This window comes from Pseudomonas phenolilytica, from assembly GCF_021432765.1.
GTDB lineage: Bacteria > Pseudomonadota > Gammaproteobacteria > Pseudomonadales > Pseudomonadaceae > Stutzerimonas > Stutzerimonas phenolilytica.
Genome location: NZ_CP058908.1, coordinates 1,320,236 through 1,339,962 on the forward strand (window position 1 = coordinate 1,320,236; position 19,727 = coordinate 1,339,962).

At 68.1% G+C, this 19,727-nt stretch carries 14 protein-coding genes; 6 read left to right on the top strand and 8 right to left on the bottom strand.

Annotation, left to right across the window (positions count from 1 at the left end):
* The first annotated feature begins 38 nt into the window (after nt 1–38).
* Complete coding sequence (locus tag HU825_RS06295; RefSeq protein WP_043299457.1) at nt 39–1,142, top strand: TRAP transporter substrate-binding protein; 1,104 nt, start codon at nt 39–41, stop codon at nt 1,140–1,142.
* Nucleotides 1,143–1,216: 74 nt separating this feature from the next.
* Here HU825_RS06295 and HU825_RS06300 read toward each other — a convergent pair whose 3' ends face one another.
* From HU825_RS06300 to HU825_RS06315, 4 genes are all read right to left on the bottom strand, one after another.
* Complete coding sequence (locus HU825_RS06300; RefSeq protein WP_043299459.1) at nt 1,217–1,642, bottom strand: OsmC family protein; 426 nt, start codon at nt 1,640–1,642, stop codon at nt 1,217–1,219.
* Nucleotides 1,643–1,704: 62 nt separating this feature from the next.
* A complete protein-coding gene (locus HU825_RS06305) occupies nt 1,705–2,013 on the bottom strand; it encodes a DUF2388 domain-containing protein (protein WP_077682805.1) in 309 nt (102 codons plus the stop codon).
* Nucleotides 2,014–2,081: 68 nt separating this feature from the next.
* Entirely contained in the window at nt 2,082–6,785 is a 4,704-nt protein-coding gene (locus HU825_RS06310) for a PAS domain S-box protein (RefSeq protein ID WP_234303142.1), read from the bottom strand.
* A gap of 164 nt (nt 6,786–6,949) precedes the next feature.
* Nucleotides 6,950–8,548, bottom strand: a complete 1,599-nt coding sequence (locus HU825_RS06315) for a L,D-transpeptidase family protein (RefSeq protein WP_234303143.1) — start codon at nt 8,546–8,548, stop codon at nt 6,950–6,952.
* Nucleotides 8,549–8,763: 215 nt separating this feature from the next.
* Between HU825_RS06315 and HU825_RS06320 the strand changes: the two genes are divergently transcribed.
* The gene (locus HU825_RS06320) at nt 8,764–9,474 is read left to right on the top strand and encodes a murein L,D-transpeptidase catalytic domain family protein (RefSeq protein ID WP_054094338.1); all 711 of its coding nucleotides are present in this window, start codon (nt 8,764–8,766) and stop codon (nt 9,472–9,474) included.
* A gap of 75 nt (nt 9,475–9,549) precedes the next feature.
* Here HU825_RS06320 and ilvD read toward each other — a convergent pair whose 3' ends face one another.
* Both ilvD and HU825_RS06330 read right to left on the bottom strand, forming a co-directional pair.
* Entirely contained in the window at nt 9,550–11,388 is a 1,839-nt protein-coding gene (gene ilvD, locus HU825_RS06325; protein ID WP_234303144.1) for a dihydroxy-acid dehydratase, read from the bottom strand.
* A gap of 265 nt (nt 11,389–11,653) precedes the next feature.
* Complete coding sequence (locus HU825_RS06330) at nt 11,654–12,988, bottom strand: dicarboxylate/amino acid:cation symporter (protein WP_234303145.1); 1,335 nt, start codon at nt 12,986–12,988, stop codon at nt 11,654–11,656.
* 248 nt (nt 12,989–13,236) lie between these two features.
* Between HU825_RS06330 and HU825_RS06335 the strand changes: the two genes are divergently transcribed.
* Nucleotides 13,237–15,078, top strand: coding sequence for an ATP-binding protein (locus HU825_RS06335; RefSeq protein WP_234303146.1), 1,842 nt, complete (start codon nt 13,237–13,239; stop codon nt 15,076–15,078).
* A gap of 2 nt (nt 15,079–15,080) precedes the next feature.
* Nucleotides 15,081–16,439, top strand: coding sequence for a sigma-54-dependent transcriptional regulator (locus HU825_RS06340; protein WP_234303147.1), 1,359 nt, complete (start codon nt 15,081–15,083; stop codon nt 16,437–16,439).
* Nucleotides 16,440–16,445: 6 nt separating this feature from the next.
* On the opposite strand, the gene HU825_RS06345 is transcribed toward HU825_RS06340, so the two are convergent.
* Nucleotides 16,446–17,642 carry a class I SAM-dependent rRNA methyltransferase gene (locus HU825_RS06345; RefSeq protein WP_043299471.1) on the bottom strand — a complete coding sequence of 399 codons (1,197 nt, stop codon included), beginning with the start codon at nt 17,640–17,642 and terminating at the stop codon, nt 16,446–16,448.
* 79 nt (nt 17,643–17,721) lie between these two features.
* On the bottom strand, nt 17,722–18,264 hold the full coding sequence (locus HU825_RS06350; protein WP_234303148.1) for a type 1 glutamine amidotransferase domain-containing protein: 543 nt from the start codon (nt 18,262–18,264) through the stop codon (nt 17,722–17,724).
* Between the two features lie 144 nt (nt 18,265–18,408).
* Here HU825_RS06350 and mutM point away from each other — a divergent pair, with 144 nt between their 5' ends.
* Entirely contained in the window at nt 18,409–19,221 is an 813-nt protein-coding gene (gene mutM / locus HU825_RS06355) for a bifunctional DNA-formamidopyrimidine glycosylase/DNA-(apurinic or apyrimidinic site) lyase (RefSeq protein ID WP_043299474.1), read from the top strand.
* A 109-nt stretch (nt 19,222–19,330) separates the two neighbouring features.
* Entirely contained in the window at nt 19,331–19,666 is a 336-nt protein-coding gene (locus HU825_RS06360) for a hypothetical protein (protein ID WP_037020050.1), read from the top strand.
* The last annotated feature ends 61 nt before the right edge of the window (nt 19,667–19,727 follow it).

The following is a 19,727-nucleotide window of genomic DNA, read 5'->3' on the forward strand; positions in this document are numbered from 1 at the left end:
GTCGTTGTGCAAATAAGACAAACAACAAGGAGCACCACATGAAACGTCGTGACATTCTCGCCGCCGCGGGCGTCGGCCTGGCCGCCACCGCTCTGGCCGGCTGCAATGACAAGAGCGAAAAGACCGCAACCGCCGGCGCCCCCGCCGCCGAGCAGCAGACCTTCAACTGGAAGATGGTCACCTCCTGGCCGAAGAACTTCCCCGGCGTCGGCGTCGGTGCCGAGCGCTTTGCCACGCTGGTCAACGAGATGAGCGGCGGCCGGCTGAAGGTCAAGGTCTATGCGGCGGGCGAACTGGTTCCCGCGCTGGAAGTGTTCGACGCGGTCTCGCGCGGCACCGCCGAGATGGGGCACGGCGCGCCTTACTACTGGAAGGGCAAGGTGCCGGCCGCGCAGTTCTTCTGCGCCCTGCCGTTCGGCCCGAACGCGCAGGAAATGAATGCCTGGCTGCACCGTGGCGGCGGCATGCAGCTGTGGGAGGAGGTGTACAAGCCGTTCGGCGTGCTGCCGATGGCCTGCGGCGCCACCGGCGTGCAGACCGCCGGCTGGTTCAACAAGGAAATCAACTCGGTCGAGGATTTCCAGGGCCTGAAGATGCGTACGCCGGGTCTGGGCGGCGAAGTGCTGACCAAGATGGGCGGCACCGTGGTCAACATGCCGGCCGGCGAGATCTTCACCGCGCTGCAGACCGGCGCGATCGACGCCACCGAGTGGATCGGTCCGTACAACGACCTGGCCCTCGGCCTGCACAAGGCGTCCAAGTACTACTACACGCCGGGCTGGCAGGAGCCGAACGTCACCTTCGAGCTGGACGTCAATCTCAAGGCCTGGGAAACCCTGCCGGATGACCTGAAGGCCATCGTTCGCTCCGCCGCGCGCGACGTCAACGGCGACATGCTCGATGACTACAACGCCAAGAACATGGAGGCGCTGGAGCAGCTGCGCGAGCAGGGCGTGGAAGTGCGTCGGTTACCCGACGAGGTGCTGGCGCGGCTCAAGGAAGTCGCGGCCGAAGTGGTCGATGCGTCCGCGGCGGCCGATCCGGCGGCGAGCAAGGTCTGGGAGCAGCAGCGTGCCTATCTCAAGCGGCTGTACGCCTACGCCGAGCTGAACGAGAAGGACATCTACAACATCCGTGGCTGATCGCCGACCGCAACGAAAACGCCACGGCCTGCGCCGTGGCGTTTTCGTTTGCGCACAACCGGGACCGCTGCGCGTCAGCCGAGCAGGCTGGCGTTCAGGCTGATGCGCGCGTTGAGCACCTTGGAGACCGGGCAGCCCTGCTTGGCCTGCTCGGCGATCTGCTGGAACTGCGCGTCGCTGGCCCCGGGAATCTTCGCCTTCAGCGTCAGGTCGACGGCGGTGATGCTGAAGCCATCGCCATCCTTGTCCAGCGTTACCTCGGCGTGGGTCTCGATACGCTCGGCGGTGAGCCCGGCCTGGCCGAGCATCAACGACAGCGCCATCGAGAAGCAGCCGGCATGCGCGGCGCCGATCAGCTCCTCCGGATTGGTGCCCGGGGCGTCCTCGAAGCGGGTGTTAAAGCCATAGGGGTTGTCCTTCAGCGCGCCGCTCTGGGTGCTGATGGTGCCCTTGCCGTCCTTCAGGCCGCCTTGCCAGACGGCCGATGCGCTCTTCTTCACGTGCAATCCTCCTGCGAGGGGTGGATGAAAATGCGGGCGCCGGGCAACGGGCGCCGGGCGGCTCAGCGGGTCGGCTCGGCGGCGAGAATCGCACTCGCCAGCTCCATGTCGCTGGCCTGCAACTGTGGCTGCTCGGCGCGCAGCTGGCGCAGCAGCGCTTCCAGATGCGGGCCGCGGATGGCGCCATCGCTGGCGACGAAGCTGCTGGCATCCTCGCGCGCCGGCAGGACCAGCTTGTTGTCCTTGAAGGTCAGGTAGGTGGAGGCGGTTGTCGCGCCCGAGGACAGCAGGTCGCGGACCAGACCGTCAGCCAGGGCGTTGCCGAAGGGCAGTGCGGCGAACGCCAGTATCGCCAGTGTTGTATGTCGCATGATCGACACCTCCGAGTGTGCGTGCTGTTAAGAGTCCGCCCGCACCGGCCGAGTTCCGCTTCGCTGGCCTAGCCGTCGCGCTCGATCAGCTGACGAATGCGCTGGCCGAGGGCATCGATGCTGAACGGCTTGGCCAGCATGTCCATGCCCGGCCCGAGGAAGTCGCCGCGCACCGTGGCGTCCGCCGCATAGCCGGTGATGAACAGCACCTTCAGCTGCGGCCGTTGCTGGCGCGCGAGGTCGGCGAGCTGGCGGCCGTTGAGACCGGGCAGGCCGAAGTCGCTGACCAGCAGATCGATGCGCTGCTCGCTCTGCAGGTAGGGCAGGGCGCTGGCCGCGTCGCAGGCTTCGAGTGCGGCATAGCCCAGCTCGTGCAGCACTTCGATCACCAGCATGCGTACGGCGGCTTCGTCCTCCACCACCAGCACTGTCTCGCCATGCTGTGCCTGCGGTACCTCGGCGGGTGCGGGCGTGTTCGCCGATTCTTCCAGCGTGCTGTGGTTGCGCGGCAGGTAGAGGGTGATCCGCGTGCCCTCGCCCGGCGTGCTGTCGATGTGCACGTGGCCGCCGGTCTGCTTGGCGAAGCCGTAGACCATCGACAGGCCAAGACCGGTGCCCTGGCCGATGGGCTTGGTGGTGAAGAACGGATCGAAGGCCTTGGCGATCACCTCCGCGGACATTCCGGCGCCGCTGTCGGCGATGCTGAGCACCACGTAGTCGCCGGGCTCCGGGCCGTTCGGCTGGGCGCTGTCGATCTGCACGCAGCGGGTGCGCACCTGCAGGTCGCCGCCGCTCGGCATGGCGTCGCGGGCATTGATCACCAGGTTGAGCAGGGCGTTTTCCAGCTGGTGGGCATCGGTATACGCCAGCCAGGCGTCCGCCTGCAGCTGGGTGTGCAGGCGGATGTGCTCGCCGATGGTGCGCCGCAGCATGTCCTCCATCGATACCACCAGCTGGTTGACATCCACCGGCTTGGGGTCGAGCGACTGGCGGCGCGCGAAGGCGAGCAGGCGATGGGTCAGCGCCGCGGCGCGGTTGGCGGAGGTCATCGCGGCGTCGATGTAGCGGTGCAGGTCTGCGCTGCTGCCGTTGTTGACCCGCCGCTGGATCAGATCCAGCGCGCCGAGCACGCCGGTGAGCATGTTGTTGAAGTCGTGTGCCAGGCCGCCGGTGAGCTGGCCGATGGCTTCCATCTTCTGCGCGTGGCGCAGCGCCTCTTCGGCGCGCTCGCGCTCGGCCATCTCGATATGCAGGCGGCTGTTGATCGCCGCCAGCTCGCGGGTGCGCTCGGCGACCCGGCGCTCCAGGCTTTCGTTGAGTTCGCGCAGGGCCTCCTCGGCGGCGACCTGGGCGGTGATGTCGGTATTGGTGCCGAACCACTGGGTGACCTGGCCGAAATCGTCGCGAATCGGCAGCGCGCGGGAGAGGAACCAGCGGTAGATGCCGTCCTTGCCGCGTAGCGGGAAGGTCTCCTCCCAGACCGAGCCGATGGCGAACGCGCGCCTGAGCGAGGCGCTGACCCGCTCGTGGTGGTCGGGGTGGTTGACCGCGCGCCAGCCGAGCGCGCGCATTGCCTCGAAGGTGGTGCCGGTGTAGTCGTACCAGCGCTTGTTGTACCAGTAGATGCGCCCGCTCGGGTCGGCCATCCAGGCGAACTGGCTGATGTTGTCGGCCAGCGTGCGGAACTGTTCCTCGCTCTCGCGCAGCGCCCGCTCGGCGCGCATGCGTTCGTCGGCGTTCCAGGCACGGTCGGCGACCTCGCGGATGAACGAGATGTCGTCGTCGAGCCAGATGCGCGGCTCGCCATGCAGCAACATCAGCGCGGCGGCCAGCTGGCCCTGCTCGAACAGCGGCACGCAGACCAGACTGCGGATCTGCCGTTCGCTGTACAGGTCGGTCTGGGCGACGGTGCGCGCGTCGTGCAGCACATCGTCGATCACCACCAGATCATTGTTCTGCAGGTCGTAGTAGAGGTCGCCGAAGTCGGGAAAATGCACCCGCTCACTGCTGTCGCGCGAGGCACCGTCGCTCCAGTAGCGCTCGATGGTGGCGTAGAGGCTGCCGGGCTCGATGCTGGCGAACAGCACCCGTGCCACGCCCAGCGTGCCGCCGATGACGCTGACCGCGGCGTGGGCGATGGTCTGGCTGTCGTGCTGCTCGCGCAGCAGGTCGCCCAGCTCGATCAGCGCGGTCTGGCGCTGTTCGGCCAGGCGGCGTTCGCTGATCTGCTGTTCGAGCAGTGCGTTCATGCGCAGCATGTGCTCGGCGGCATTGCGCTCGGCGGTGATGTCGCGCGCGGTGCCGAGAATCCGCACTTCGCCGTTGGCATCCAGCACTCGGCGGCCGCGGTTGGTCAGCCAGCGAAACTGCGCGGTCCGGGTGTCCAGCACGCGGTAGTCGAGCTGGAATTCGCCGCCGTCCTTGCCTTGCAGCGCGCGACCGAGGGCGGCCAGCAGCTCGGCGCGATCATCCGGGTGCACGCGCGCCAGCACCTCGTCGACACGCGGCGCCGGCTGCTCCGGCGACAGCCCGGCCAGCGCCTTGAGCTGGGCATCCCAGTGCATGCTGTGATGGGTGTCGTTGTATTCCCAGACGCCGATCGAGGCGATTTCGTTGGCCAGGCTGACGCGCTGTTCCGCTTCGCGCAGCGCGCGGTTGGCGCTGGCGCGCTGGCTGGCATTGCGGATGCGGTCGACCACTTCGCGCACCAGCGCGACATCGGCCTGGTTCCAGTGACGCGGCAGCCGGCTGGCGAACAGCAGGAACAGCCGGTTGGGCTGCTGCGCGGAAATCGGCAGCGGAGCGAACAGCAGGCTCTGGCTGGCCAGGCTGGCGTGCAGTTGCCGCGGCTGCGAGTCGTCGGCGGCGTCGAGCAGGTTTTCCAGCACCAGGATGCTGCCCTGCGCCAGGTGCTGGGCCAGCACCTCGGCGCTGCTGCCGAGCGGGTGTCGACCCAGCCGGTCGGGGCTGTTCGCGGCACGCCATTGGCGGCTGACCACCAGCGTGGTGGCATCCTCCAGATGGCCGTAGGCGATGCAGTCGGTGCGCGTCAGCCGGCCGAGGCGTTCATCCAGCACGCAGCCGATGTCGACCTGCGTGTCGTCTTCCTGCAGCCGGTCGCTGATCTCCAGCAGGAAGGCCTGCAGCGCGTCGCCGTGGGTGCGCTCGCTGATGTCGGTGAAGGTGCAGATCGCGCCTTGCAGCTCGCCGTCGCGGTAGATCGGCGCGACCCGGTAGGCCACCGGCAGGCTGCTGCCGTCCTGGCGGAAGAACAGCTCGTAATCGACCTCGCGCGGCTCGCCGGTGACGGCGGTGTGCTGGATCGGACAGTCGTGCACCGGGTAGTCGCTGCCGTCCGGATGGCTGTGATGGATGATCCGGTGCAGGTGGCGCCCGAGCACCTGGTCGCGGCTTTCGAAGCCGAGCAGGGTGAGGAACGCCTGGTTACACAGGGTCACGGCGCCGCTGCGGTCGATGGAATAGAAGCCTTCGCTGGCCGAGTCGAGCAGCAGGCGGGTGAAGGCTTCGCTTTCCAGCTGCTGCGCCTGGGCGCGGCGCCGGTTGTCAATATCGTGGGCGACGCAGAGCCAGTGCTGCACCGCGCCGGCGCTGTCATAGACCGGCGCGGCGCTCAGCTGGAACCAGCGCGTGCTGGCATCGGCGGCGATCAGCGGCAGGTCGAGGCTGAACGGCAGCCGGCCCTGTACTGCCTGTCGCCACTGCTGCGCCAGCGTCGTGCGTTCCGCCTCGGCTACCGCCGCGAGCCAGCCGTCGCCGCGCGAGGCATCCTCGTCGAGCCCGGTGAAGTCGCTCCAGTAGCTGTTGCAGAACGTCAGCGCGCCATCCGCGTCGCACTGCCAGACCACCTGCGGACTGAGGTTGACCAGCGTGCGGTAACGCTCCTCGGCGGCGCGGGTGGCGGCCTGCTCGGCCTGCAGTGCGGTGAGGTCGCGCATGATCTTGATGAAGCCGTGCGGTTGCGATCCTTCCCGCAGTACGGTGAGCGTGCCGCTGCCCCAGAAGCGGCTACCGTCGCGTCGGCGATACCAGCGCTGGTGCACAGCGGAGCCTTGCGCCAGCGCATCCTGCAGCGCCTGGCGGGTTACGTCCTGACTGTTCTGCTCGGCGAGCAGTTCGCTGAAGCAATGGCCGAGCATCTGTTCGGCGTCCCAGTGAAGGATGCGATGGGCGCCCTCGTTCCAGCTGGTGATGCGGCCTTGCAGGTCCAGCGTGATGACCGCGTGGTCGATCACGCTGTCGATGATGTGGCGGTCGCGCAGCAGCTCCAGCTGCGCCATCGCCTGGCGGCCCAGCGACTGCAGGCGTCGCCCGGCGTCCGCGTCGAGCACGCGCGGCTCGCGGTCTAGCACGCACAGCGTGCCCAGCGGCAGGCCGTCGGCGGTGCGCAGGACGGCCGCCGCGTAGGAGGCGGCCGGTGTGCCGTCGGCCAGGTGTGGCAGCTCGACGCCGTCCGGCAGGCAGTCGGCCTGCAGGAACGCCAGCGATTCGGCATGCTCGATGGCCCAGGCGCTCGCCGTTCCGTTACGTGGCACGGTCGTGCGGTCGGCGCCGAGGGCCGTCGGGCAATGCTGCTGCTCGGCGGTGATCAGGTGCAGCGCAGCCGCCGGTGCCGCGCAAAGCTCGGCGGCGAGCGCGAGCAGATCGTGAAAGTCCGCGTCGCACAGGCTGCCCGGCACGAAGTAACGCGCCAGTGCGGTCAGGCGCTGGGATTCGGTCCATTCCCTGGCGTGCGTGCTGTGATCGGTGTTCAAGAAGTGTTCTGCTCGGCTGTCCATGGCGCTGAGCCAGCCATCGGTTGGCCGGACGGTAGATCGGTCCGCATGGGCCACGCAGCCCTCGCGGCAGTCAGCAAGAGACTAGCGCGCGAGTGCTTTGGTTCAAGCGCGGCCGGCAAAAGCCGCCGGCGGACGCCCGTTCAATCGCGCTGGGCGCGGTTCAGTGCGGCCAGCAGGGCGGCGTCCTGGCGGTAGATATCCGGGCGGTACTGCGGCTCGCCCTGTTCGTCCGCCTCGGCCGTCCAGTACGCCATGAGGATCGGTATCGGTCGCGCCAGCCGATACTCGTGGGTGACGCCGGTTTCCAGCAGGCGCGCGACTTCGGCGCGTTCGCGGTCGTCGAGCAGCAGGTCGACGACCTGCAACGCGCCCTCGACGCGCACGCAGCCCGAGCTGGTGGTGCGCGCCGCCTGGGTGAACAGGCGCTGGCTGGGCGTGTCGTGCAGGTACACCGAGAAGGGGTTGGCGAAGCGGATCGCCACCCGACCGAGCGGATTTTCCGGCCCGGCGTCCTGGCGCAGGTAGATGCCGTGCGGACTGCTCCAGTCGACGTGCTGCGGATCGAGGCGGTTACCCTGGGCGTCGAGCACGCGCAGGCGGCTGCGCTCCAGGTAGCCGAGGTCTTCGCGGATCAGCGGCAGCTTGTCCTCGCGCAGGATGGTCGGCGGCACGGTCCAGGTCGGATTCAGCGTCAGCCGGGTAACCGTGGACTTGAGCGGCGGCGTGCGTCGCCCCTCGCGGCCGACCTGGGTGCGCGTCTGCCATTGCACCTCGCATTCCTCGAGCAGGATCAGCCGGGCGCCGGCGATATCCACCAGCAGCGAGCGCGGCTCGATTTCGCGGGCGATCCAGCGCAGGCGCTCGAGGTTGATGCGCAGCTGATCCAGGCGGCTGGCAGGGCTGACGTTGAGCGCCGCCAGCGTGCCGCGACCGACCAGCCCGTCGGGCTCCAGCCCGTGCTGGCGCTGGAATGCCTCGACCGCAGCGACCAGCACCGGGTCGTAGCGCCGGCTCTCGTCGCCGACCAGGCCCAGCCCGGCGTGGCCGAGCAGGCGCTCGCGCAGCAACGGCACGCGGGCGTCGAGCATCTGCGGGCGCAGCGTCGGCCCGGCGGGGACCGTCGGCCACTGCGGCAGCGGCTGTCTGCGCAGGCGCGCATAGGCGGCGCGCAGGGCAAGGTATTGCGGCATATCCGGGCGCGCCCGGGCGAAGGCATCGGCCAGGTCGTTCAGCCCGCTGCTGGCGAGTTCCAGCGCGGCCTGGCGATCGTCCTCGAGCGGCCAGTCAGGGCTGCGCCACAGCGGTTCGATCTGCTCGCGCGGCAGGCGGCCGTGGGCCAGGTCGTGCAGGGCGCTGAGGTAGGCGTGGCTGGCCAGCAGATCGCTGCAGATCCGGTGCTGCGGCGCGGCGCTGGCGCTATGGGTCAGTTGGCGGATGCGTTCGAGGTGGTAGCTGGTCGGGGCCAGGCCGTCGTCGGCCAGCTGTTCGAGCTGCCGCAGCAGGCCATCGATCTGCCGGTAGGAGCGCCACACCGGCGCAAAATCCTGCCGCGCGTAGAACCCTTGCAGACGCTCGCGGGCGGCCGGTTGCAGCGGCGGGAGATAACCACTGCAGTACGCCGGCAGCTGTTCGAGGGCCGTGCGCAGCGGGCCGACAGGCTCGCCAGCCGGCGCGGCGAGGGCCGCCAGCGGCAGCAGCAACAGTCCGGCAGCCAGACGAAATGCGTGTTTTTTGTACAACGTTGCGCTCCCCGTGCACCGTTCGACTGCTAGACTGCGCGGCATTCGACCCCAGCCGCGGCGGCGGTGCAGGTCGATCCGATCACTAGAACATACCGTGTCGGGCCAGGCTGTTTACAGCTTGGCCCGAGTTGTGTCGCTACACTTTGGGGTAGCGAGTATAAGGCGCCGGCCGGACAGGAAGTCGCAAGGTCGTGCCCGATGAGGCTTTCTGTATGCGTCCGTTGCTGCGACGACTCTGCCTGTTGGCAGGCCTGTCTGTCCTGTCGGCGCCCGTCTGGGCGACCGTTCCCGTCTATCAACCGCTGGTCGACAGCCTCGCGCGCGTGGCGCCGACGCTGGATCGCCAGGTCCTGACCCATGCCGTTGCCGCCATGCAGTGCGCGGTGAACAACGGCGCCGCGCCGGCCCAGCGCCTGGCGGTCATCGATTTCTCGCTGCCCTCGTCCGAGCGGCGCCTGTGGATCTTCGACCTGCAGCGCAGCACTTTGTTGCTGCGCGATCTGGTCGCCCACGGGCAGAAGTCCGGCGACAACCACGCCACGCGTTTCTCCAACGCGGTGGGCAGCCACCAGTCGAGCATCGGCCTGTTTCGCACCGCCGAGAGCTACAGCGGCAAGCATGGCTATTCGCTGCGCATGGACGGCCTGGAGCCCGGCATCAACGATCGCGCCCGCGAGCGCGCCATCGTCATCCACCCGGCGGCTTACGTGAACCCCGACTGGATCGCCACCCAGGGCCGCATCGGCCGCAGCCAGGGTTGCCCGGCGGTACGCCCGGAAGTCGCGCGGATGGTGGTCGACAGCCTCAAGGGCGGGCAATTCATGTTTTCCTGGTATCCCGACCAGAACTGGCTGCAATCCTCGGCCTACCTGAACTGCAAGCCGAACCAGGTGGCGAGCATCCTCGCTGCCCGTCGCGGCTGAGTTGCCGCCCGCCCTGGCGGATCGGTTAGCACGAAAAAGCCCGGCACATGGCCGGGCTTTTTGTTTGCCGCCGGATCAGTCGCCGAGCAGCGCCTTGTTGCGCACCGCGCCCTTGTCGGCGCTGGTGGCCAGCAGGGCGTAGGCCTTGAGCGCGGTCGAGACCTTGCGCGCGCGCGGTTGGGCCGGCTTCCAGCCGAGCTTGTCCTGTTCGATGCGGCGGTGGGCCAGCTCCTCATCGCTGACCAGCAGCTGGATGCTGCGGTTGTGGATGTCGATGTGGATGCGGTCGCCTTCGCGTACCAGGCCGATGGCACCACCGGCGGCGGCTTCCGGCGAGGCGTGGCCGATGGACAGGCCCGAGGTGCCGCCGGAGAAGCGGCCGTCGGTGAGCAGCGCGCATTCCTTGCCCAGCCCCTTGGACTTCAGGTAGGAGGTCGGGTAGAGCATTTCCTGCATGCCCGGGCCGCCTTTCGGCCCTTCATAGCGGATGATGACGATGTCGCCCGGCTTCACCTCGTCGGCGAGGATGCCCTTCACGGCGCTGTCCTGGCTTTCGTAGATCTTCGCCGTGCCTTCGAAGACGTGGATCGATTCGTCCACGCCGGCGGTCTTCACCACGCAGCCGTCCAGCGCGATGTTGCCGTAGAGCACGGCGAGGCCGCCTTCCTGGGAGTAGGCGTGTTCGACCGAACGGATGCAGCCTTCGGCACGGTCCAGGTCCAGGCTCGGCCAGCGGGTGGCCTGGCTGAACGCGGTCTGCGTCGGGATGCCGGCCGGGCCGGCCTTGAAGAAGGTATGCACCGCTTCGTCATTGGTCTGGGTGATATCCCACTGCGCGATGGCCTCGGCCATGGTCTTGCTGTGCACGGTGGAGACATCGGTATGCAGCAGGCCGCCACGGGCCAGCTCGCCGAGGATGGAGAAGATGCCGCCGGCGCGGTGCACGTCTTCCATGTGGTACTTCTGGATGTTCGGCGCCACCTTGCACAGCTGCGGCACCTTGCGCGACAGCGCGTCGATGGCGCGCAGGTCGAAATCGACCTCGGCCTCCTGGGCCGCGGCCAGCAGGTGCAGGATGGTGTTGGTCGAGCCGCCCATGGCGATATCCAGCGTCATGGCGTTCTCGAAGGCCTGGCGATTGGCGATGTTGCGCGGCAGCACGGAGGCGTCGCCGTCCGCGTAGTAGCGCTTGCACAGCTCGACGGCAATGCGCCCGGCACGCAGGAACAGCTGTTCGCGGTCGGCGTGGGTGGCCAGCGTGGTGCCGTTGCCCGGCAGCGACAGGCCGAGGGCCTCGGTCAGGCAGTTCATCGAGTTGGCGGTGAACATGCCGGAGCAGCTGCCGCAGGTCGGGCAGGCGCTGCGCTCGTATTCGGCGACGGTTTCGTCGGAGCAGGAATCGTCGGCGGCGGCGACCATGGCGTCGACCAGGTCCAGGCCGTGCGCGGCCAGCTTGGTCTTGCCGGCTTCCATCGGCCCGCCGGAGACGAACACCACCGGGATGTTCAGGCGCAGCGCGGCCATCAGCATGCCGGGGGTGATCTTGTCGCAGTTGGAGATGCAGACGATGGCGTCGGCGCAGTGCGCGTTGACCATGTACTCCACCGAGTCGGCGATGATCTCGCGCGAAGGCAGCGAATAGAGCATGCCGTCGTGGCCCATGGCGATGCCGTCGTCGACCGCGATGGTGTTGAATTCCTTGGCCACGCCGCCGGCCTTCTCGATTTCGCGGGCGACCAGCTGGCCCATGTCCTTCAGGTGCACGTGGCCGGGCACGAACTGGGTGAAGGAGTTGGCAATGGCGATGATCGGCTTCTTGAAGTCCTCGTCCTTCATCCCGGTGGCGCGCCACAGGGCACGGGCGCCGGCCATGTTGCGGCCGTGGGTGGAGGTTTTCGAGCGGTAATCGGGCATGGCAATCGTCCTGCTGAGGCTGGTCAGGTTTTAAGCATATGGTGAGCGTGCTGCACGCCCGAGGCAAACGCGGTGGATGTCTGTCGGGGGCGGGGCCGGGTGGTCAGGCGGGATCGCCGCTGCTTCGGCCGGCTCGCGAGTCCGCCTGAGGTGGGGCAGGAGCGGGGATTCTAATCCCAGCCGGCGCGCGGGCGAAAGGGCGGCGGTCGCCGGCCCGAACGGCACGACGCCCGGGCGGGCCGGGCGTCGTGGGTATCGCGGTCGGTCAGGCCGTCTGCGGCAGCTCGGCAGGCGCCGGCGCCGTGGTGCTCGGCCGCTCGAGGGCGGCGGCGAGCTGCTGCTTGTCCAGCTCGCCTTCCCAGCGGGCGACGACGATGGTCGCCACCGCGTTGCCGACCAGGTTGGTCAGCGCGCGGCACTCGGACATGAAGCGGTCGATGCCGAGGATCAGCGCCATGCCCGCCACCGGCACCGCCGGCACCACCGAAAGCGTCGCGGCCAGGGTGATGAAGCCGGCACCGGTGATGCCCGCCGCGCCCTTGGAGCTGAGCATTGCCACCAGCAGCAGGGCGATCTGATCGCCGAGCGACAGCGGAATGTCGGTGGCCTGGGCGATGAACAGCGCCGCCAGGGTCATGTAGATGTTGGTGCCGTCGAGGTTGAACGAGTAGCCGGTGGGAATCACCATGCCGACCACCGAGCGCTTGCAGCCGGCCTTTTCCATCTTGTCCATCAGCGTCGGCAGCGCCGCTTCCGAGGAACTGGTGCCGAGTACCAGCAGCAGTTCCTCCTTGATGTAGCGGATCAGCGCGAGGATCGAGAAACCGTTGTAGCGCGCGACGGCGCCCAGCACCACCAGCACGAACAGCAGCGCGGTGATGTAGAAGGTGCCGATCAGCATCGCCAGGTTGGCGATCGAGCCGATGCCGTACTTGCCGATGGTGAAAGCCATGGCACCGAAGGCACCGACGGGCGCGGCCTTCATCAGGATCGCCACCAGCTTGAACACCGGTGCCACCAGGTCCTGCAGGAAGCTGACCACCGGCTTGCCCTTGTCGCCGACCAGCGCCAGGGAAATACCGAACAGCACGGAGAAGAACAGCACCTGGAGGATGTCGCCGGAGGCGAAGGCGCCGACGATGGTGGTCGGGATGATGTTGCTCAGGAAGCCGACGACCGACTGCTCATGGGCCTTCAGCGCGTAATCGGCCACCGCCTTGGGGTCCAGCGAGGCCGGATCGATGTGCATGCCGGCGCCGGGCTGGATCACGTTGCCCACGATCAGGCCGATGATCAGCGCCAGGGTCGAGAAGGTCAGGAAATACAGCATGGCCTTGCCGGCGACGCGGCCGACCTTCTTCATGTCGGACATGCCGGCGATGCCGGTGGCGATGGTGAGAAAGATCACCGGCGCGATGATCATCTTGACCAGCTTGATGAAGGCGTCGCCCAGCGGCTTCATCGCCTCGCCGACTTCAGGGTAGAAGTGGCCGAGGGTGATGCCGAGGATAATCGCGGCGATCACCTGCACGTACAGGTGCGCGTAGAGCGGCGTTTTCCGTGGGGGCAGGGAATCGGTTTCGGGGTGCGCAACGATCATTTCTTGTTCTCCAGGGCCTGCCAGGCCAGGTTCATGGGGAGGTCGACGCCTCGTCATGTTCCTCATGGCAAATGTCGCGCCAGCTTTCCTGCATTAGATAACTTGTTGATTTAGCTAGTTAAAAACCTAAGAACCGAGTTATTGAACGTCATGCTTGTGCGAAACACCGCACATCCGGTTTGATGCCTGTGCGGAATTCGGCGCACTATGCGCACCCCACACCCGATCTGCGCCGGGGCGCTACCGCGATGAGCGAAGCCACACTCAGCAAGGCCGTCTTGCGTCGCCGTCAGCGCCGTGAAGCGGGGCTTTTCGCCCTGCTGGCGGCACTGCTGGTGGGCGTTGCGCTGTGGCTGGCTGGCACGCATGGCCGCGACGAGGCCTATGCCGCCCTCAACGAGCGCGGCCAGCACGATGCAGCGCTGCAGAGCGCGTTGCTGAGCACGGTGCTGGAGAAGCAGCGCTCGCTGCCTTTCGTGCTGGCCGACGACCGCGATATCCGCGACGGCTTGCTCACCCGCGACGATCAGGCGCTGCGACGCATCGACCGCAAGCTCGAGGCGCTGCTGGCCGGCACCCAGGCCTCGGTCATCTACCTGTTGGATGTCGACGGCGTGGGCGTCGCGGCGAGCAACTGGCGGGAGCCGGCCAGCTTCGTCGGCAGTCGTTACGATTTCCGCGCCTATTTCCGCGATGCGCTGCGCGACGGCCATGCCGAGCACTACGGCCTGGGCAACGTCAGCAAGCGGCCGGGGCTATACATCTCGCGGCGCGTCGACGGGCCGTCCGGGCCGTTGGGCGTGATCGTGGTCAAGGTCGAGTTCGATACGGTGGAGCAGGACTGGCGCCGCTCCGGCGGGCTGACCTATGTGGTCGACGAGCGGTCCATCGTGCTGGCAACCAGCGTGCCGCACTGGCGCTTCATGGCCGTGGCGCCCATCGAGCCGCAGCGCAAGACGGCGATCCGCGAGAGCCTGCAGTTCGGCGATGCGCCGCTGGCGCCGTTGCCGCTCGAGGCGCGTGCAGACGGCACCGCCGATGTGGTGCGGGCGCAGCTGGCGCCGGACCGACCCGCGCATGGCTATCTGCGCGTGGCGACGGCAGTGGCCGGCACCGGTTGGCAGCTCAACCTGCTGCTGCCGAGCGAGGCCGTGGTGGCGCGCGCGGTACGCCAGAGCCGTACCGCCACGCTGTTCGTGCTGGTGCTGCTGCTCGGCAGCGGTGGGCTGTTTCTCTATCGTCGCCAGAAGAGCGACGAGCGGACGGTCGATCACCACAACGCGCGCATCGAGCTGGAGCGGCGCGTGGCCGAGCGCACCCGCGCGCTGAGCGAGGCGCATGACCAGCTGAAGATGCAGATCGACGAGCGCCTCAAGGCGCAGACCAGCCTGCAGACCGTGCAGCAGGAACTGGTCCAGGCCAACCGTCTGGCGATCCTCGGCCAGGTCGCCGCCGGCGTCGCGCACGAGATCAACCAGCCGGTGGCGGCGATCCGCACCTATGCCGACAACGCGCGCACCTACCTCAAGCGCGGCGATCCGCAGGGCACCGAACGCAAGCTGGAGCAGATCGCCGGCCTCACCGAGCGCATCGGCACCATCACCGACGAGCTGCGCACGTTCTCCCGCAAGGGCCGGGCGAAGGCCGAGCCGACGCGACTCGACGAGGTGATCGAGGGTGCGCTGCTGCTGCTCGGCAGTCGCTTTCGCCAGCGCTACGGCGCCATCGACGCGCAGCTGCCGGCGCCCGGCCTGCGGGTCATGGGCACGCGCATCCGCCTGGAACAGGTGCTGATCAACCTGCTGCAGAACGGCCTGGAGGCGGTGGAAAGCCGGCCGGACGGGCGCGTCGAGATCAGCGTGGTGGAGGGCGCGTCCGGCGTCGAGCTGATCGTCAGCGACAACGGCGGCGGCATCGCGCCCGAGATCATGCAGGCGCTGTTCACCCCCTTCAACACCTCCAAGGCGGCTGGGCTCGGGCTCGGTCTGGTGATCTCCAAGGACATCGTCAGCGACTTCGGCGGCCGCATCGAGGTCGTCAGCGGCCCGCAGGGCACCCGTTTCACCGTCCATCTGCAGAAGGCAGCCTGAACATGAATGACCGTCCCCGCGTCGCGTTCGTCGATGATGACGCCGAGCTGCGCAACGCCAACCAGGAGTCGCTGGAACTGGCCGGCTTCGAGGTTTACCCGTTCGCCGATGCCGAAAGCGCGCTGGCGTTTCTCGATGCCGATTTCCCCGGCGTGGTGGTCAGCGATATCCGCATGCCGCGCATCGACGGCCTGGAGCTGTTCCAGCGACTCAAGGCGCTGGACGCCGACCTGCCGGTGATCCTCATCACCGGTCACGGCGACGTGCCGATGGCGGTCGCGGCGCTGCATGACGGTGCCTACGATTTCATCGCCAAGCCCTACGGCGCCGACCGGCTGGTGCAGAGCGTCAGCCGCGCGGCGGAAAAGCGCCGACTGGTGCTGGAGAACCGCCGCCTGCGACTGGCGGCGCAGAGTGCCGAGGAGTCGCTGCCGCTGATCGGCCAGACCCCGGCGATGGAAAACCTGCGACGCACCATCCGCCACATCGCCGACACCGAGGTGGACGTGCTGATCGCCGGCGAAACCGGCAGCGGCAAGGAGGTGGTCGCCAGCCTGCTGCACGAATGGAGCAGCCGGCGCAGTGGCAACTTCGTCGCGGTGAACTGCGGGGCGCTGCCGGAAAGCATGATCGAGAGCGAGCTGTTCGGCCACGAGGCGGGTGCGTTCACCGGCGCGCAGAAGAAGCGCATCGGCCGCATCGAGCACTCCAGCGGCGGCACGCTGTTCCTCGACGAGATCGAGAGCATGCCGCCGGCGGCGCAGGTACGCCTGCTGCGCGTGCTGGAGCAGCGCACCATCGAGCCGCTGGGCAGCAACGAAAGCCGCGAGCTGAGCCTGCGCGTGGTCGCCGCGTCGAAGATCGACCTGGGCAACCCGGTGCAGCGCGGCGATTTCCGCGAGGATCTGTACTACCGGCTGAATGTGGTGACGGTGTCGATTCCGCCGCTGCGCGAGCGCAAGGAAGACATCCCGCTGCTGTTCGCGCATTTCATGCAGCGCGCCGCGGCGCGCTTCGGCATCGAGGTGCCGCAGCTCTCGCCGCAGGTCAGCCGCTACCTGTTTCAGCACGACTGGCCGGGCAATGTGCGCGAGCTGGCGCATTTCGCCGAGCGGCTGGCGCTGGGGCTGGGCGATGTCATCGCGCCGCCGGCGACACTGCGGATCGACAGCGGCCATGCCAGCCTGCCGGCCCGCCTCGAACAGTACGAGGCGGACCTGATTCGCGAGGCGCTGCTGGCCAACGCCGGCGATGTGCGCTCGACCCTGGAGACGCTGGGCATCCCGCGCAAGACCTTCTACGACAAGCTGCAGCGCCACGGCATCGACCGTGCGCAGTACGTGCGCAAGGCCGACGACTGACGCGGATCAGCTGTTGGGCAGGATGCGGCAGGTCAGGCTCTTGATGTAGCGGGTCTCCGGGATCGCCGGGTGTACCGGGTGGTCCGGTCCCTGCGCGCCGCGTTCGAGCAACTGGATGTTGCGGTCCAGATGGCGCGCGCTGCCGAGCAGGATGTTCTGCAGGTCGTCTTCGGGCAGGTGCATCGAGCAGCTGGCGCTGACCAGGATGCCGTCCTTGTTGAGCAGGCGCATGGCCTGTTCGTTGAGCCGGCGGTAGGCCGCCTCGCCGTTCTTCAGGTCCTTCTTGCGCTTGATGAAGGCTGGCGGGTCGGTGATGACCACGTCGAAGCGCTCCTCGGCGTTCTTCAGTTCCTTCATCGCCTCGAAGGCATCGCCCTCGACGCAGGTCATCCTGTCCGCCACGCCGTTGAGCGCCGCGTTGCGCTCCACACCATCGAGGGCGAAGGCCGAGGCATCGACGCAGAATACTTCGCTGGCGCCGAACGCCGCCGCCTGCACGCCCCAGCCGCCGATGTAGCTGAACAGGTCGAGCACCCGCTTGCCCTTGACGTAGGGCGCCAGGCGCGCGCGGTTCATGCGGTGGTCGTAGAACCAGCCGGTTTTCTGCCCGGCGATCACCGGCGCCTCGAACTTCACGCCGTTCTCCTCCAGCGCGACCCATTCGGGCACCACGCCGAAGGCGGTGTCGACGTAGCGCTCCAGGCCCTCGGCGTCACGCGCGCTGGAGTCGTTCTTCCACAGCACGCCGCTGGGCTTGAGCACCTGCACCAGCGCTTCGAGCACGGCGTCCTTGTTGCGCTCCATGGTCGCCGAGGCGAGCTGCACGACGAGGATGTCGAAGAAGCGATCGACCACCAGACCCGGCAGCAGGTCCGAGTCGCCGTAGACCAGGCGGTAGCACGGCTGGTCGAACAGCCGCTCGCGCAGGCTCAGCGCGACCTGGATGCGGTGCACCAGCAGCGACTTGTCCAGGCTGTGCTTGAGGTCGCGCGACAGCAGGCGGGCGCAGATCAGGTTGTTCGGCGACACGCCGACGATGCCCAGCGGTTTGCCGCCGGCCGCTTCGAGGATCGCCTGGTCGCCGGCGACGAACCCGGACAGCGGCGTGGCGGCGGTGTCCACCTCGTTGCTGTAGACCCACAGATGGCCGGCGCGCAGGCGGCGATCGGCATTGGCTTTGAGGCGCAGGCTGGGCAGGGTCATTGGCGGGGCTCCCGGAAAAAGACGGGCATTCTAAACGAGCCGTGCTGCGGCGACATGAAAAGCGCGCCAGCCGTGCGCTTCAGACCGTCTGCAACGCCTCGATCAGTGCGCTGCCGAAGGCCGGGATGTCGTCGGGCTTGCGGCTGCTGATCAGCCCGCCATCGACCACCACCGGCTCGTCGACCCACTCGGCGCCGGCGTTGCGCAGATCGTCGGCGAGCGAGGGCCAGCTGGTCATGCGCCGGCCCTTGACCAGTCCGGCGGAGATCAGCAGCCAGCTGCCGTGGCAGATCACCGCGATCGGCTTGCCCTCCTGCGCCGCCTCGCGCACCAGCTGCTGGGCCGTGGCATCGGTGCGGATGGTGTCGGAATTGACCACGCCGCCGGGCAGCAGCACGGCGTCGTAGTCGGCGATGCGGATAGCATCGAAAGTCTGGTCGACGTGGAACTTGGTGGCCGGTGTGGTGTGGTTCCAGCCGGTCACCTCGCCGTTCTTCGGCGCGACGATGTCGGCGCGCGCGCCGGCGTTTTCCAGCGCCTCGCGCGGGCCGGTCAGTTCCGCCTGCTCGAAGCCGTCGGTCACCAGAATTGCCACGCGTTTGCCTGTGAGGGGTTGGCTCATGGGCTCCTCCGTCGATTCGCCCGCGATGTGCGGGGCACCTGATTTCGGACACGCAGGTGCACGAAAGTTCGCCGCTCCCGGCCGGGCGGCGCCGGTGGCCCGTGCTAGGATGCGTTCCCCTTTCGTCGCCCCCGCTCCGCCGTCATGCCCGAACTTCCCGAAGTCGAAACCACCCGCCGCGGTATCGCCCCGTATCTCGTTGGTCAGCGCGTCAGCCGGGTGATCGTGCGCGAGCGGCGGCTGCGCTGGCCGATTCCCGAGGATCTGGACGTGCGCCTGTCGGGGCAGCGTATCGAGGCGGTCGAGCGCCGCGCCAAGTACCTGCTGATCCGCTTCGAGGCCGGCACGCTGATCGCGCACCTGGGCATGTCCGGCAGCCTGCGGCTGGTCGAGGGCGCCTTGCCCGCGGCCAAGCATGAGCACGTCGACCTGCTGCTCGAATCCGGTCAGGCTTTGCGCTACACCGATCCGCGGCGCTTCGGCGCGCTGCTGTGGAGCGACGATCCGCTCAGTCACGTGCTGCTCGCCAGCCTCGGCCCGGAACCGCTGAGCGAGGCGTTCGACGGCGAACGGCTGTTCCAGCTGTCGCGTGGGCGCAGCATGGCGGTCAAGCCGTTCATCATGGACAACGCGGTAGTGGTCGGCGTCGGCAATATCTATGCGAGCGAGGCGCTGTTCGCCGCCGGCATCGATCCGCGCCGCCCGGCCGGCGGCATCTCGCGGTCGCGCTATCTGAAACTGGCGGACGAGATCAAGCGCATCCTGGCGCTGGCTATCGAGCGCGGCGGCACCACGCTGCGCGATTTCGTCGGCGGCGACGGCAAGCCGGGTTACTTCCAGCAGGAGCTGTTCGTCTACGGGCGCGGCGGCGAGTTCTGCAAGCACTGCGGCACGACCCTGCGCGAGGTTCGCCTCGGCCAGCGCGCCAGCGTCTATTGCAGTCGTTGCCAGCGCTGATCGCTGCGCGGCGCGTTGACGGCGTTCACGCTCGCGAGGCAGCGGCCACTGCTATAGTGGCCGGCACAACTTGAAAATGCCGCGTTTCGCACAGCTGAAGGACCACACCATGAATCTGTTCCGCTCCACCGCTGTTGTCTTGGCTCTGACCACCGGCCTGCTGGCAATGCCGGCACAGGCGGAAACAGTCACCCAGAATGCCAGTGGCGATCCGGCCTACACGGTCGAGGCACCGCCTGCGTTCGCCATGATCGGCGACCTGGTCGTCGCCCGTCCGCTGCTGATCGGTGCGACGCTGGTCGGCGCTGTCGCGTTCGTCGTCAGCCTGCCGTTCACCGTGCTCGGCGGCAACGTCAAGGAAGCCGGTCAGGCACTGGTCGGCGACCCGGCGCGCGAGGCGTTCGTGCGCTGCCTGGGTTGCACCACTTCGCAAAGCCCTTACTGATGCCGATGGCGCGGGGCGCTCGTTCCGCGTAATCCTGAAATTCCGCATCGCGCAGCCTGCC